Origin of the sequence: uncultured Anaerotruncus sp. (assembly GCF_902490045.1) — a bacterium.
In the GTDB taxonomy this organism is placed as follows: Bacteria; Bacillota; Clostridia; order Oscillospirales; family Ruminococcaceae; genus Anaerotruncus.
This window is the reverse complement of sequence record NZ_CABUCJ010000015.1, coordinates 18,145-34,170: the sequence shown is the minus strand read 5'-3', so window position 1 is coordinate 34,170 and position 16,026 is coordinate 18,145. Positions and strand designations below refer to the sequence as shown.

10 protein-coding genes are annotated in these 16,026 nt (G+C 64.3%); 8 read left to right on the top strand and 2 right to left on the bottom strand.

Features of this window, described 5'->3' with window-relative positions:
* Window positions 1-92 precede the first annotated feature (92 nt).
* The 4 genes from RDM88_RS03140 to RDM88_RS03125 all read left to right on the top strand — a co-directional run bounded on the left by RDM88_RS03140 (window position 93) and on the right by RDM88_RS03125 (window position 5,047).
* A complete protein-coding gene (locus RDM88_RS03140) occupies window positions 93-332 on the top strand; it encodes a polymer-forming cytoskeletal protein (RefSeq protein ID WP_308753140.1) in 240 nt (79 codons plus the stop codon).
* On the top strand, window positions 329-871 hold the full coding sequence (locus RDM88_RS03135; protein ID WP_308753138.1) for a hypothetical protein: 543 nt from the start codon (window positions 329-331) through the stop codon (window positions 869-871). Before RDM88_RS03140 ends, RDM88_RS03135 begins: the two co-directional genes overlap by 4 nt.
* Window positions 872-1,020: 149 nt before the next feature.
* Window positions 1,021-1,599, top strand: coding sequence for a sugar O-acetyltransferase (locus tag RDM88_RS03130; RefSeq protein WP_308753136.1), 579 nt, complete (start codon window positions 1,021-1,023; stop codon window positions 1,597-1,599).
* Between the two features lie 118 nt (window positions 1,600-1,717).
* Complete coding sequence (locus tag RDM88_RS03125) at window positions 1,718-5,047, top strand: ATP-binding protein (protein WP_308753134.1); 3,330 nt, start codon at window positions 1,718-1,720, stop codon at window positions 5,045-5,047.
* 80 nt (window positions 5,048-5,127) lie between these two features.
* Here the strand turns inward: RDM88_RS03125 and RDM88_RS03120 are convergent, their stop codons facing one another.
* Together RDM88_RS03120 and RDM88_RS03115 are read right to left on the bottom strand one after the other, a co-directional pair.
* The gene (locus tag RDM88_RS03120; RefSeq protein ID WP_308753132.1) at window positions 5,128-6,006 is read right to left on the bottom strand and encodes a hypothetical protein; all 879 of its coding nucleotides are present in this window, start codon (window positions 6,004-6,006) and stop codon (window positions 5,128-5,130) included.
* Window positions 6,007-6,140: 134 nt separating this feature from the next.
* Complete coding sequence (locus RDM88_RS03115) at window positions 6,141-10,349, bottom strand: hypothetical protein (RefSeq protein ID WP_308753130.1); 4,209 nt, start codon at window positions 10,347-10,349, stop codon at window positions 6,141-6,143.
* A gap of 230 nt (window positions 10,350-10,579) precedes the next feature.
* On the opposite strand from RDM88_RS03115, the gene RDM88_RS03110 reads away from it, so the two are divergent.
* The 4 genes from RDM88_RS03110 (at window position 10,580) to RDM88_RS03095 (ending at window position 15,979) form a co-directional block, all read left to right on the top strand.
* Complete coding sequence (locus RDM88_RS03110; RefSeq protein WP_308753128.1) at window positions 10,580-12,313, top strand: histidine kinase; 1,734 nt, start codon at window positions 10,580-10,582, stop codon at window positions 12,311-12,313.
* A 203-nt stretch (window positions 12,314-12,516) separates the two neighbouring features.
* Entirely contained in the window at window positions 12,517-14,022 is a 1,506-nt protein-coding gene (locus RDM88_RS03105; RefSeq protein ID WP_308753126.1) for a sugar ABC transporter ATP-binding protein, read from the top strand.
* Window positions 14,019-14,978 carry an ABC transporter permease gene (locus RDM88_RS03100; RefSeq protein WP_308753124.1) on the top strand — a complete coding sequence of 320 codons (960 nt, stop codon included), beginning with the start codon at window positions 14,019-14,021 and terminating at the stop codon, window positions 14,976-14,978. Before RDM88_RS03105 ends, RDM88_RS03100 begins: the two co-directional genes overlap by 4 nt.
* Window positions 14,978-15,979: an ABC transporter permease gene (locus RDM88_RS03095; protein ID WP_308753122.1), complete on the top strand. Its 1,002-nt coding sequence runs from the start codon at window positions 14,978-14,980 to the stop codon at window positions 15,977-15,979. Before RDM88_RS03100 ends, RDM88_RS03095 begins: the two co-directional genes overlap by 1 nt.
* The last annotated feature ends 47 nt before the right edge of the window (window positions 15,980-16,026 follow it).

Below are 16,026 nucleotides of genomic sequence, written 5' to 3'. Positions count from 1 at the left end.
CCGCACCGCCCGGCCGGCATTTCTTCCGGGCGCGGGGCCGCGCGCAGACGGAATAAACCGAACGCACTTTATTGGAATGGGAGGCGACCGCCGTGGGACGGGAATCGTTCGTCAACTGGGAAAAGCGGAGCGTCATCGGCGCGCATGCCCGGCTGAAAGGAAATATCGCCTGCCCGGCGCTGGAAGTATACGGGGAAGTCGTTGGAGACGTCACGTCCGAGGGAACCGTTCTCCTGCACCCGGGCGCTAAAATCACAGGGAGCCTGCGGGCCGGACGGGTCATCCTGCGGCCGGGCGCCGTGGTGACGAAAAGTCATGGAGGCGTCATATGACAAAAAAAGACGGTCTGCCGGATTACGCGGCCCTGATGGCGGTGGGGGTGGACGCCTACCAGCTGGGCGTTCCGGAAGGCCGGTTGTTCAACTGCTATCTGGAGTCCTATATCCCGTTTTACGGGATTATGGACCTGTTCCTGCGCATCGACCAGATCCTGGACGCGCTGGACCGCCCGCAGGCGACGTTTGAGCGCCGCTGGCTGTCCGGGCGGGATCTGGACAACCTGGCGGCGAAGCCTCCCGTTTTCCTGCCGAAATCCTCCCTGGTGCGGTACTGGGAGCCGGGGGAGATCAAGAAGATTCTCACCTCCAAGACCCGCTTCTATATCCGGGTGCTCTTCCGCCAGAACGCGACCTGGCAGGGGAGCGTGGAGTGGCCCGAGGGCAGGCGCAGGATGAACTTTCGGAGCGCGCTGGAGCTGGGCGAGATGATTCTGGAAGCGCTGGAACGGATGGATAAACCCGGAAGATGGATCGCGAGGCCGGCCGCGGAAGTGGAAAAGCTCCTCCGCGACAGCCGGCAGGCCGGCGAGTGACCGCGATGGGCCGCATGAATTTCAATTCATGCGGCCCTTTTGCGCGCACCGGCATCCACGCGGAACGGATTGAAACCGGGGCGGGGATGTGATAAGCTGGAGAAAACGGGGGAGGACGAAATTTTCCTCCCGGAAGGAGCGCGGAGGAGATGGACATTCTGGAGAGGGACCGCGCGGGACTGCCCGTCTCGCTGGATGATCCCGACTACGGCATCATCAATGATATCATCCGGGAGGCCCACCGGCTCTCCGCGGAGCTGAACACGGGCTGCCACACGCCGGAACAGGTGCGCGCGTGGTTTTCCAGGCTCACCGGGACGCCGGCCGACGAGACGCTGCGCCTCTGTCCGCCCTTTTACGCGGGATTCGGGAAAAACATCCGGGTGGGACGCCGCGTCTTTATCAACACCGGCTGCACCTTCATGGACCGCGGCGGCATCGAAATCGGGGACGACGCGTTTATCGGGCCGAACGTCAGCCTCATCACGACCAACCACGCGGCCGACCCGGAGATGCGCCGGTGCACGATTTCGCGGCCCATCCGCCTGTGCGGGAACGTCTGGATCGGCGCGGGCGCGATCGTGCTGCCCGGCGTCACCGTGGGGGAAGACGCGATCGTCGGCGCGGGCGCCGTGGTGACGAAAGACGTGCCGCCGGGCGCCGTGGTGGGCGGAAATCCGGCGCGGCTCATCAAGTTCCTCGGGAAAGCCGGGAAGGCCGAAAGTTGACCGTTTCCCCGCGCGAAGCGGCCGGGGTTTCCGCAGCCTTTCTTGACGGGAGGGGCGCAATCAAGTATCATAAAAAAGGATATCCGCTTTTCAGCCGCGGAGGAAAGGTCGGGTTGCATTGGAAAATCGAACGGACGGGCATATCCGGCGCCATGAGGAGGCCAAGGCTCTCGCCAGCCGCTTGATGCACATGCATTACTGCGACGGCGACGCCGAGGGCGTGGCCGCCTTTTTTGCGCCGCAGTTCACCTGGCTGGGCGCGGGGGAGGAGCAGTACCTCGCGGACCGCGGCGCGGCGGTGGAGATGTTCCGCCGGTTTGGCGGCGCCATTCCCCGCTGCGACATCCGGGACGAGGAATACGACGTGATTGAGCCGGCGCCGGGGGTCTATGTGGTGACGGGGCGGATGTGGATCTCCACCGCGCCCGGTGTGGAGATGTACCTGAAGGTGCACCAGCGGGTGACCTTTGTCTTCCAGGAGACGCGGGACGGCCTGCGCTGCGCGCATATCCACTGCTCCAACCCCTATCAGGAGATGGTGGAGGAGGAGCTTTTCCCCGAAAAGGTCGGCCGCCAGTCCTATGACTTTGTGCAGGAGCGGCTGGCCATGCTGGAGGCGCAGACGCTCCAGCAGAACCGCCAGATGGAAGTGGTCATGAGTTCGATCGCCGGAGGGCTGAAGATCAGCAGGGACGACGAGACCTATTCCTTTGCCTTTGTCAGCAGGGAGGCGGCCGCGCTGTTCGGCTACTCGGTGGAGGAATTTATGGAGGCGAGCGGCGGAAGCGCCGTGGGGGCCGTCTATCCGCCCGACCTTGAGCACGCGCTCGCCGACTGCGCCGAGGCGTTCCGGGACGGCGGCCTCTCCTATTCGACCCGTTACCGGGTGCGCTGCAAGGACGGCAGCCTCAAATGGATCATCGACAGCGGAAAAAAGGCCCTGGACGCGGAGGGCAACTGGATGGTCAACAGCCTCTACCTCGATGTGACCAAGGCAGAGGAGGACTCCCAGCGCCTCCGGGAACAGACCGCGCTGCTTACCAGCATCTACGACACCGTCCCCTGCGGGATCATCCGTTTTGTCCGCCGCAGGAGCGGGGCGTGTGAACTGATCTCCCTCAACCGGGCGGCGCTCACCCTGCTGGGGTACGACAGCATGGAGGAGGGCCTGCGCGACTGGCACGGCGGCGTGCTCGGCGCGGTGCTGGAGGAGGACCGCGTCATGCTGCTGAAGACCTACCTGCTGCTGCATGAGGCGGGGGACCGCCAGGACCGGGAATACCGCGTGCGCTGGAGGGACGGTTCGATCCACTGGCTGGAGGGCACCAATATGATCGTTGGCCGGACGGAGGAGGGGGATGCGGTCATCCAGCGCACCGTGGTCGACATCACGCCGCGCAAGGCCCTCCAGCAGCAGCTCGAACAGGAGCAGGAGATGTACCGCGTGGCCATGGAGTCGAGCTCCGACACGATGTTCGAATACCTCGTGGATTCCGATGTTTTCGTCAGCTACGAGCCGCAGCGCGGGCAGGGGATCATCCGCCGGGAGCTTCACGATTATTCGCGGCTGCTGCGGGACGAGAAATTCATCCACCCGGAGGACGCGCCGGCGGCGCTGGACAACATCTGCGGCGGGCGGAGCGAGGTGTTCGAGGTGCGGGTCGTCACGTCCGGGGCCGGTCCCGGCGAGTACCGCTGGCACCGGGTGAGCAGCCGCCCCATCCTGCGGGAAGGGCGGCTCCGCCGGGTCGTGGGCACCATCCGGGACATCCACAGCATGAAGGAAGCGCTTTTGGAAAACAGCGAACGCCTGCACATGAGCCAGTCGGCCCTGCAGGCGATCAGCGGCGTGTACGTGAGCATCTTCTACGTCAACCTGACCGCGGACGAGTACTACGCCGTGCGCCTGCCGCGGGCGCGCGACGCGATGGCGTTCCCGCGCACCGGCAGCTATACCGGGGATTTGTGCGGAGGCCTGCTGCCCCATGTGGCGGAGGGGGACCGCCCCCGCGTGGCGCGGCTGTGCGACAGGGAACGGCTGCTCGGGGCGTTTTCGCAGATCAGCGGACACACGGAGGCGGAGTTCCACAGGAATGCGCCGGACGCCGCCGCGCCGCCCTGGCTGCGTCTGGAAATCCATCCGGTTTCGACGGAGAACGCGGAGACCAGAACCGCCATCGTCACCCTGCGCAACATCAGCGGGGAGAAGCTGCGGGAGCTGGAGCGTCAGGCGGAGGAAAAGGCGGCCAAGCAGGCGCTGGAGGAGGCGTACGAGGGCGCCCGGAAGGCGAACCACGCCAAATCGGAGTTTCTCTCCCGCATGAGCCACGACATCCGCACGCCGATGAACGCCATCCTCGGCATGACCTCCATCGCGGAAAAGCAGCTGAACGACCCGGACAGGCTCGCCGACTGCCTCGAAAAAATCCGCATTTCGGGCAGCCACCTGCTGGGGCTGATCAACGAGGTGCTGGACATGTCCAAGATCGAGTCGGGCAGCGTGAGCCTCAGCGAGAACACCTTCCTGATCAGCGACACGCTGAACACCGTCATGCAGATCATCCGCTCCGACGCGGAAAGCAAGGGTCAGCAGATCGCCCTGCGCTCCGACCTGCGAAACGACGCGGTTCACGGGGATTTCATGCGGGTCCAGCAGATCCTGCTGAACCTGCTGTCCAATGCGGTGAAATATACCGGGACGGGCGGACACATCTCCCTGACGGCGGAGGAACGGCCGTCGGGCCGCAGCGGGGTCGGGTGCTTTGAATTTACCGTGGAGGACGACGGCATCGGCATGCCGCCCGAGTTCCTGGATAGGCTGTTTACCCCGTTCGAGCGGGCGAAGGATGCCCGCGTGAGCGAGGTTCAGGGGACGGGGCTGGGGCTTGCCATCACCCACAACCTGGTGCAGATGATGAACGGCAGCATCCGGGTGAAGAGCCGGCTGGACAAGGGCACCCGGTTCGTCGCGACCGTCTTCCTCAAGCTGGCGGGGGAGGAGGCGCGGGAGGCCGGAGCCTGCGGCGGTCCGTCCGCGCGGCAGGGGGATGTGTTCCCCTCCGGCACGCGGCTTCTTCTGGTGGAGGACAACGACCTCAACCGGGAGATCGCCCGGGAGCTTCTGGGGATGGCCGGGCTGGAGACCGTCTGCGCCGAAAACGGCAGGCAGGCGGTGGACCTCTTCGCCTCCCAGCCGCCGGGCACCTACGCCCTCATCCTGATGGACATCCAGATGCCCGTCATGGACGGCTATGAGGCCACGCGGGCGATCCGGAAGCTGGGCGGGGAGGGGCGGCCGGACGCCGCGGAGATTCCCATCATCGCGCTCACGGCCAACGCCTTCGCCGACGACGTCTACCGCGCCCGGCAGGCGGGCATGAACGAGCATGTGACCAAACCGCTGGAGATCGACCGGCTGCTCGAGACCCTGCACCGCTGGATCGGCTGAACGAGCTGCCCGGACGGCATAAAAGGGGCCGCGTGAACGAATCCGTTCACGCGGCCCCTTTGGGTTTCTGTTTTCCGGGTTCAGAGCGTCTCCCGGTCGGACAGGAGCAGCAGGCGCAGAAAGCTGCCGGTCAGATAGAGCGCGAAGTCGGCCTCGACGGCGTTCGCCGAGTCGTCATGCTTGACGTGCTCGTTATGGAATTTGGCGTAGTAGGTGAGCAGGGTCGTGTAGAGTTTGCGCAGCTCGGCCGACAGCCCCCGGTCGGCCAGCTCGCCGCCGATCAGGGAGAACTGGTTTTCCAGCGACTTTTCGTTCTGGTAGCGCTGCTTGCAGAAGAGCTCCAGCGAGAGCCGCAGGCAGTCGAGCGCCTTGCGGGTCCGGTCCCCGTGCAGCAGGAGCCCGAGGGCCTCCCGGTACTGCTCCTGCGCCTTCGGGTAGCCGTCGAGCCAGCCGAGCACGTCGAAGACGAGCGCCCGGTCGAGGAACGGCTCGGTCGCGGGGTAGAAGGCGTACCGGCCGCCCTCCAGCCTGCAGAGCGCCGCGCCGATTCCCGAGAGCTTGAGCGCCTCCGCGATTTTGAGGGCAAGCTGTTTTTTCTGCTTGTCGCTGCGCCCCGCGCTGGCCAGCAGGCGCTCGAGAACCTGCATCCAGAGATAGAGGTCGGATTCCTCCCGAATCTTGAGATCCTCCAAAAGACTGCACAGGTTGGACAACTGAAAACACATATACAGCTCATCCCGGCAGGGTGCCCCGAGAAGGTAGCAGATATCCATGTAATCCGCCAGAAAGTCCTCGGAATCCCCATAGTATTCGGTAAGCGCGGAGATGCAGCGCATCTGGAATTTCTCATAGCCGTCCGTCCCACCCGCGTCCGGAAACCGCAGCAGGAAGGATTCCCTGCGCTTCATCCGTTCGGAGTGCTCGCCGTCCGCCAAAACCTGCCGTACCTTTCCGCCCATGAAAGCCACCCGCCCTTTGGAAGTTACTGGTACCAAAATCATACCATGCGGGCCCCGCAAATGCAAGCTCCCGCGCGCCGGGATGCGAAGGGGCCCCGCGGAAGTTCCGCGGGGCCCGGATGTAAAAACGCCGGTTATTCGCTGAAGTGCCGGTAGAGGAAGTAGCCTCCGGTTCCGGCCCCTGCCGCGATGAGCGCGATCACCAGCACGACCGCCCAGGGGGCGAAGCCCCTGCCCGCAGGCTTTTCCTCCGGTTCGCTGACCTCGGGAACCGCCTCGGGGACCGGTTTGGCGGTGACCTGCCGGTTGTCCTCCTCCTCGTCCGGTTCGCTCTCCTCCGGTTCCGGCTCGGAGACGGCGCCGCCCGTCGAACCGCCGGCGCTGCCGCCGCCATAGTTGACGGGGAGGGTCACCGGCGTGTAATCCTGCGTGCCGCCGCCGGTGATCGGGTTGACCTTGTACTGCTCCTCATAGGTGTCGTCGTCCCAGTCGTATTCCATCTCGTAGCCGGTATCGAGGTCGAGCTCGGTGTCGGAGATGATGTAGGTGCCGAGCTGGCGGGTCCGGATGGTCCAGCCCTCGATGGCGTAGGCGTCGTCCGAATAGGTGAACCGGTCGGTCACGTCCTCCAGGTCGCCGTATTTGTCGACCTGATAGATGTAGACGTCGCGCGGGTCTGGGTGGTAGTCGTCGTCCTCATCCCACGGGATGCCCAGCGTCAACCATGCGCGGGAGGTGCTGGGGATTTCCGGGTTGCCGATGAAGTTGTAGAACCAGAGGTCCGCGTCCACCGGGTCGCCGTAATCGGTGTAGATGTCGATGTCCGCCTTGGTGGAGAGGCGCGCGTAGAACGCCTTGGCGTTGTCGTCCGCGTAGTATTCCAGCGCGGCGCGGTCGTCGCCCCACACAAAGGTGTTGTACTCGTTGGATTCGGGATCGATGTAGATGCGGTCGCCCACGTCCGCTTCCTCGTCCGAACCGCTCTTCTTGGTGTTTTCGATCCACATCGTGAGCTCGAGGGTCGCGGTGTCGCCCGCCTGCCAGGGGCCACCCCTGGAGGCGTCGAGCGTCTTGCGCGCCTTGAAGGTGATGGTGGCGCGGGCTTTTTTCTCCTCGGTGGCGGTCGAATCCTTGAGCACCACCTTGAGGTAGCTGCCCCGAACGCCGTCCTCCTTCAGCCGCTTTTCATCCACCTGGGTGATCGAGCTGATGAGGCTCCTGCCGTCCCCGTCCCTGTCGACCGACAGGCGGAAGAGGTCGTCGTCCGCGAGCTGGCTGGCCAGCGCGGTGGGAACGGGGGAGAGGCGGCTGTCGAGCGTCGTGGGCAGGTCGTAGCCGGATTCCCCGAGCTTGATGTAGAAAGTCTGGCCGGGGGTGACGCCGTCCAGCACCAGCCTGCCGTCGCTCGAGATCGCGCGGATGTTGAAAGCGTCGCCGTCCTTATCCTCGAGCGGCGCGCCCTCCTCGTCCTGCACGGCGATGGGCGCGTGGACCCGTCCGACGCTGCTGGGAGTGAGCGGAACCGCCGAAAGGACGCCGGTCAGCGAGAGGTCCCCGTCCACGGCGATTGTCATCAAATCGCCCGAACGGAGCGGGGAGCCGATGTCGCCGCCGTTGTTCCTGACCTGGAGCTGGCTGCCGAGGCTCATATCCCGCACCTTGAACGTGACCAGGGGGTTGTTGTCCAGCTCGGCGCAGACATAGCCGGCGCCCTTCTCCGAGAGGGTGGTGAAGCTGTCCGTGCCGTTGGAATTCTTATAGAAGGCGCCGGACACAGTGACGGTCGCGTTCGGGACGTCGGTGAGCGTCACCCTTCGGTACTGCGCGAAGACGGGGGTGATCGCTGTGACCGGGTGGTCTATCTTCACGTCCACGCCGTTATTGCTGAACTGGCTGTAGGTGGTGGTTCCCGCCGCCGCGCCGCCCGCGACCGCGAGGCTCTTGAGGAAATAGCCGGCCGGCGGCTCCGCCTTGATCGTGACGGTGCTGTCGAGCGGCACGGTGCCGCCGCTCGTGACCGCGCCGCCGCCCGAGGCGACGGTGATCGCGCCCTTGCCCGAAGCGGGCGCGGTCCAGATGACCGACGGGTTGCTCGGGTCGTCCTGGTAGGCGACGGAAAGCGCGGTGATGTCCGCTTTCACATGCTCGACCGTGACGCTGCTTTCCCCGGCGGCGGGCGTGTAATCCTTCGGGGCCGCCTCGCCGTTTCCGGCGACGGTGACCTTTTCAAGCAGGCGGCCCGCAGGCGGCGACACTTCAATGGTGACCGTGCTGTCGTAGGGCACGTCGTCACCGATGGAAATGCCGACCCCGCCCGACTTCACAGCGATCGTGCCCGCGGAGGGGGCCTCCCAGCTGATCTTGGGCCGGATCTCGCTCACCGTGGGGGTGATGGCGGTGATCTCCGCCCGCGCGGAAAGAATCTGGAAGCTGCCGTCCGCGCCGGGCGTGTAGTCCTTGGGGTTCGCCTCGCCGTTGCCGGCGACGGTGACCTTCTCAAGCTTTTTCCCGTCGGGTACGGAAACCGCGACGGTCAGCTTACTGTTCAGGGGGACGGTGAGGCTGCCGGTTTCATCGGCGGTCCCGCCGTCCGGCGTGACCTTGACGGTGACGCCGGATTCCGGGGCGGGGTTCCACTTGACCTGCACGTCGGTCGAGACGAGCACAGCCGCGACCTTGAGGGAACCGCTGAGGATGTCCTCCGCCGTGACCGTGTAACCGAACGCGTTGTCTCCGCTCTTGGCGGCGGCTTTTCTGTTGACGGTGACCGACTGGACCGCCTTCCCGGTTTCCGCCGGCGTGACGGTGAAGGTGAGAGCGTCGCCCTCGGTCACGGCGCCGGCGCTCTGGAGGGACGCGCCGCCCCTGCCGACGGCGACCGAAGCGCCCGCGGCGGCGGAGGCGTCCACCGTCACCGGCGCGGAGACGATGAAAGCGGGTTCGATGACGATGTCGTTCAGGTCGTCGGCCTGGACGGTATAGCTGGCGGTGCTGCCGGTGACCGCCGCCGCGCCGCCGTTGACCGCGACGGATTTGAGCCGGTATTTTTCGCCGGGCGCGGCGGTGATCGTAAGGATGTCGTCCGCCTTGAGCGCGAGCGCGCCCGAGAGGGTCCCGGCGGCGTCGACGGACACGCCGTTGACGGCCGAGATCATGCCACCCTCAGCGGGCTGAAGGACAGTGACCTGCACTGTGGGGATTCCGTTGGAACCCTCATTGCCCGGCTTCGAACCTCCACTGGAGTCGGAAGCAGGCTTCTCCGTAAAGACGGCCTCGGCGGAAACCGCCCCGTTCACCGTAAAGGAATAGGGGGTTTCGGAAATCTGCGCGCCGTCGATCAGGAAGTGGCTGAAGGTGTGCGTTTCATCCGCCTGCGCAGTCAGCACGACCTGCGTGCCGGCAGTCACTCGCCCGGCCAGGGGCGCGCCCGTCTTATCGGACACCGAGGCGCTGCCTCCCGCTCCCGCCGTAACGGACACGGGATAGGTCTCGGGGGCCTTTTCCGGGAAGGTGGCTGAGACGGTCACGTCGCCTCGTACCTCCATCGTATGGGTGGCGCTTCCGACGTCCGTGCCGTTTACAACGAGCGCGCCGAAGGCGTGCCCCCCGTCCGGCTCGGCGGTGATCGTAATCTTCGCGCCGTCCGCGACAATCCCGGAGGCGTCGACGCCGCTCACACGGATGCTGCCGCCGCTGTGCGCGCCGACCGTCACCGTGTGGGTGACCGGCTTGGCGGTGAAGAGGGCGGAAACGGCGGCGTCCTTCGTGACCGCAAAGGTGTAGGGGTTGCCGTTTACGGGCACGTTGTCCACAAGGAAATGGGAGAACTCATAATTTTCGTCCGCCCTGGCGGTGAGGGTGACGCTGCCGCCGGTCGGAACCGCGCCGCTCGCGCCGAGCCCGGACGCGGAGATCGTGCCGCCCTGCGCCTGCCGGACGGTTACGGTGTGGGTGAGGACGGCAAAGCTCGCGTCGATCCGCAGCCCGTTGGCGGCCTTGACCGTACCCGCGCCGTTCAGGGTGGGGTCGGGCGTGCCGACGGGCAGGCCGGTCACCGTCAGGGCGGCCAGCGTGTGGGACGCGTCGGGCAGGGCGGAATAGACGACGTCGCTGCCCGCCGGAACGGTCACCGTGTGGGGCAGGGGCAGGCCGTCGGGCCCTGTCGTCACGGGCTCTGCCGCGGTGTGTGGGACGTTGTTGATCGTCAGGGTGCCGCCCTCCGCCACGCTGTAGGTGATCGTGACCTTGGGGGTTTCGTCCTCCCCTTCGACGGCGAGCGCCGCGAGGGAGAGATAGCTGCATGCGATCGTAAGCGCGAGCAGCATGGATAGGAGCCGTTTCATAAGCGTTCCTCCCGGTCAGGTTTTGGGGCTGCTGTCAATCCTTGCCTTCTGTTTTAATAGTAGCGGATTTGCGGCCTTTTTGTCGCGCTTAATTGTGAACATTCTGTGAATTTTGGGCGATTTGACCAAATTCGGGCCCTCGACGGAAAATTGGGGGTACGGATTGCGAAAATTAGAATTTCTGCTACAATAAGGAAAACGGACAAATTGGGACTGTGGGTGGCTGGAGGATGAAACATCGGAAAACAGGGTTCCTGCGCAGGCTGGTGCTGACCTATTCGGCCTTCCTGCTGGTATTCATGCTGGTGCTGGTGGGCGCGGCCTACCAGTACGTGGTCGGCGTGAGCGAAAAGACCGCCGCGATCAACCAGACGCAGTTGCTCGACAAGATGGTTTCGCAGGTGGACGCCTACCTCTCGGAGATGGACCAGATGGCCCAGCAGGTCAAATCGGACCCCCGCATCATCAATATTTTCAACCGCCTCCAGCAGGACGCCAGCCGGGAGAACTACTTCGATGTAAACATCATGGACAGCATCGACATCGCCAGCGTGCTGACCTCCCACAACGGCCCGAGCATGCCGATCTGGCGGATCAGCGTCTACAACCAGCACGGGGATTTCATCAGCGCGGGCGCGAGCGTCAACCCCGAAAGCCGGGTCTCCGAGACGCTCTATGAAACCGACGTTGGCGCGCAGATGCGCGAGCTGATCGACGGCCGGGCCGGGTACCTGCTGCTTCCGCCCCAGAAGGACCGCTGGTCGGGCACCTATAAGGCACGGTACACCTCCCTGCTGCGGCCGGTCACCAATTTCTACTCCAAGGAGGTCTACGGCATCGTCGAGATCCAGCAGGGGGTCGACCAGCTCGAGAGCTACCTCGCGCTCGACGTGCTGACCGATACGGTCGTCTTCCTCTTCGACGCGGAGGGCAATCAGATTCTTCCGGCCGACCGGGCGTACAGCGACCTGGAGGAGCGGGACTACTACGTCACCGCCAAGCTGTCCGACCAGTACGGATGGCGGGTCGCGCTCGCGCAGGACAGGCGCTCGATGATGCGGCCCTATCGCTCGATGACCGTCTACCTCTTTATCGGCAGCCTCGTGACGATCGTGCTGCTCATCCTTGCGGTCTACCTCATCTCCAAGCGGATTTCCGCGCCGCTCATCCGGCTGAGCGACGAGGTGCGCAAAATTTCGATCGATTCGATCCAGGCCGACCTCGTCCCCGACGAGAGCATCGACGAGGTGCGGGAGCTCAACGCCGCCTTCCAGTCGATGCTCAAAAAGATGAACGATTCGGTCGCCTGCGAGCAGAAGGCCTACCTGCTCGCGCTCCAGTCGCAGATGAACCCGCATTTCCTCTACAATTCCCTCTCCACGATCAGCAGCATGGCGATCGAGGCGGGGGAGGACCGCATCGCCGACACCTGCGAGCGGATTTCCCAGATGCTGCGCTACAGCAGCTCCTACAGCGCCGGCGGCGCGACGCTCGGCAGCGAGATCGAAAACGTCCGCAACTACCTCGAGCTGATGAAGCTGCGCTATGAGGAGTATTTCGATTACGACCTCTCGCTCGACGAGCGGCTCGAGGGGATGCCGATTCCCCGGCTGATCATCCAGCCGATCGTCGAGAACTGCTTCGAGCACGCCTTCAAGCAGGCGGAGCCCCCCTGGCGGGTGAGCGTCACCTCGCGCATCGAGGGGGAGCGGTGGTGTATCTCGGTGGCGGACAACGGCTCGGGCTTTGCCGACGGGGAGATCGAAGAGCTCGAACGCAAGGTCGCCCAGTACAGCGAGGATCTGCCCGCCAATTACAGCGAGCTCAAGATCGGCGGGCTTGGGCTTGTGAACACGATCATCCGGCTCAAGCTCTCGGCGGGGGAGAGCGTCGGGTACCGCATCGAGCGCAATTTCCCGCAGGGCACGACCGTGACGCTCAGCGGCGGACTGAGCGCGAAATGACGGCGCAATCTGTCCTCTTATAACAGACAAAAGGCCCGGTTTCCGGCAAACGGAAACCGGGCCTTTTTGTGCTGTTTTGTGTATCCAAACAGTTCTGAATTGTTCATTTACTAATAAACTGGTGAACATTACAATAAAAACAGAAACAGGTGGAGCGGATTGCGGGAACGGCCGCCAGACAGAAAAGCGAGGTGCGAAAACAATTGGCTATCATCGAGATACGCAATATCAGCAAGTCGTTTCCCGGCGTCAAGGCGTTGTCGGACGTGAGCCTCTCGATCGAAGAGGGGGAGGTCCACGCCATCGTCGGTGAAAACGGCGCGGGGAAATCCACGCTGATGAAGATTCTCGGCGGAATGTACCAGGCGGACAGCGGGGAGATTTTCATCCGCGGAGAGAAACAGGAGATCCATTCGATCCAGGACGCGATGAAGGCGGGGGTCAGCGTCATCTACCAGGAGCTGAACCTTATGCCGGAGCTCACCGTCGCGGAGAACATCTTCGCGTCCGGCCTGCCGGTGCGCGGCGTGATGCTGGACATCCGGACGATGAACGCCCGGGCGCAGGAGCTGATCGACAGCATGAGCCTGTCCCTCAAGCCGACCGACATGGTCGGGATGCTCAGCGTCTCCCAGCAGCAGATGGTCGAGATCGCCAAGGCGGTCTCCCATGAATCGGACATCATCATCATGGACGAACCGACCGGCGCACTCAACAACCAGGAGGTCGACGTCCTCTACGCCCTCATCCGGAGGCTCCGGGAGAACGGGAAGACGATCCTCTATATCTCCCACCGCCTCAAGGAGATTTTCGACCTGGCCGACCGGGTCTCGATCCTGCGGGACGGCCAGTACGTCGCCACCAGAAAGACCGGCGAGCTCACCCACAACGACCTGGTCAAGCTGATGGTCGGCCGGGAGGTGGACCAGTACTACAAATCCTCCGGGCACGAGCTCGGGGAGACGGTGCTCGAGGTCAAAAACCTCACCCGTGCCGGGATGTTCGAGGACGTGAGCTTCAGCGTGCGCGGCGGCGAGCTGCTCGGCGTGGCAGGCCTCATGGGCTGCGGACGTGAGGAGATCGTCAAGGCGGTCTACGGGCTCATCCGCCCGGACGGCGGCACGGTGGCCCTCAATGGGCGGCAGCTCCAGATAAAGGGGCCGCTTCAGGCGATCCGGGACGGTATCGGGTTCGTCACCGAGGACCGCAAGAGCGCGGGAATCTTCGCGCTGATGACGGTGCGGGAAAACCTCACGATGAACATCCTGCGGTCGATCTCCCGCTTCGGGCTCATCAGCGCCGCGAGGGAGCAGGAGCTGCTCGAAAACTACAAGAGGCGCATGAACATGAAATTTTCCTCCCCGGCGCAGCGGATTGTCAACCTTTCGGGCGGAAACCAGCAGAAGTTCCTTCTGGCGCGGGCGCTGGCGAGCGACTGCAAGGTGCTGATCATGCTCGAGCCGACGCGCGGCATCGACGTCGGCGCGAAGGCGGAGATTTACGAGCTGCTTGAGGAGCTCGCGAAGTCGGGGCTGGCGATCATCGTCGTCTCCTCCGAGCTTCCGGAGATCATCAGCATCTGCCACCGCACGCTGGTCGTCTTCCAGGGCCGGATCACCGGCAACCTCTCAAAGGCGGAGATGGACGAGGTCACGATCATGGAGTGCGCGACCGGAACGTCGGAAAGATTGGACGGTGACGGAATATGAACGACAGGACGAAAAGATTTTGGTCGTGGTGGGACCGCTTCGGCATCCTTGCCATCCTGCTGGCCGTGGGGCTGGTCTTCCTCGCCCTCAACGCGAGGATCGTATCGGTCTCCAACCTGACCACCGTGCTCTCCCGCTCGGCCACGACGGGCATCGCGGCGGCGGGCATGACCTTCGCCATCTGCGCGGGCGGCTTCGACCTCTCGGTCGGCTCGATCCTCTCGCTGGTCACCTGCGTGGTGGCCATGAACATCGCCAACATCGGCATGTGGCCGAGCATCCTGCTGGCGCTGCTCGTCGGCGTGCTCTGCGGCGTGGTCAACGGGCTTATCATCACGAAATTACATATCCAGACCTTCGTGGCCACGCTGGCCACCCAGCTCGCCTTCAAGGGCGCGGCGCTCGTCTACAGCAACGGCAAGCGGGTGCTCATGTCGAAAAACAAGGAGATCAAGATCTTCTCCACCTCCAGCGTCCTCGGCATCCCGGTGCAGGTGATCCTGGTGGTCGCGGTCTTTGTGATCGCCTACCTCGTCTACCGCCACACCCGCTTCGGCGTCAAGACCCGCGCGATCGGCTCCAACGAAGCGGCCGCCCGTGCGAGCGGCATCAACGTCGACCGCACCCTCATCGCGGTCTTCGTCGTCACCGGCCTGACCGCGGCCTGCGCGGGCGTGCTCCAGTCGTCGCGGCTCGCCACCGGCAGCGCGATCATCGGCGATGGCTTCGAGCTCGATGTCATCACCTCGGTCATCCTCGGCGGCACGGCTCTCTCGGGCGGCAAGGGGAACATCTGGGGCTCCTTCATCGGGGCGCTGCTCCTCTCGCTCATCCGCAGCGGCCTCAACATCCTAGGGGTCGACGAGGCGTTCCAGAAGCTGGCGATCGCGGTCGTCCTGCTCTTCGCACTGTCGATCAGCGGAATCAAAATCATTACCCAGGAGGCGGCGAAATGATGAAGAAGAAATTACAGATCAATTTCGGCGAGCTGGGTATCCTCTACGCGCTGCTCATCTTCTGGCTGATTCTCATCGTCTTCAGCCCCAACTTCCGGAACATCTCGGCCTTCCAGAACATCGTCCGCGAGGCCTCCTTCACCGGCATCTGCGGCGTGGGCATGACCTTTGTCATCATCAGCGGCGACCTCGACCTGTCGGTCGCCTCGCAGGTCGCGCTCTGCTCCTGCGTGCTGACCCTGCTCCTCCCACAGATGGGGGTGTTCCCGTCGGTCCTCCTCATCCTGCTGCTCGGCGCGGCGCTCGGGACCTTCAACGGGATTCTCATCGCCAGGATGAAGATCCCCGCCTTCATCGCGACGCTCGCCATGATGTTCGGCTACCGCGCGCTCGCGCAGATCGTAAACGCCACGCCGGTCGTCGTCGAGAACAGGCTCTTCAAGCTGATGTCCACGAGCTACCTGGCGGGCGTCCCGGTGCCTTTCATCGTGATGGTCATCTGCGGCGTGATCGGGACCGTCATCCTGCGCAAGACCGCGCTCGGCCGCCACACGCTGGCGATCGGCAACTCCCACGAGGCGGCGCGCATCGCAGGCATCAGCATCCCCCGGACGCAGATCCTTATCTACCTGATGGTCGGCCTCTTTACGGCGGCCGCCTCGATCATGATCACCTCCTACCTCGGCTCCTCCAACTACGGCATGAAGGACGGGTTCGAGTTTACCGTCATCTCGGCGGTCGTGCTGGGCGGCACGGCGCTCGTCGGCGGCAAGGGGAGCATCTTTACCACCGCGGTCGCCGCCATCTTTCTGGCGACCATCAAGAGCGGAATGGACGCCTTCCAGATTCAAAGCTACATGCAGCGCATTATCGAGGGCGTCATCCTGATATTCGCATTTTCCATCAACGGCATCCGCGCCTACGTCAACGACTTCCTGGTCAAGTCCCGCTCCCGCAGGGAACTGGACGAACGGCGGCGCGGAAGCGCGGCGGGCGCCTGAAGCCGCGCAGTTTACCGGGAAGGAGGGATGCGCGCCCGGCGTGACCT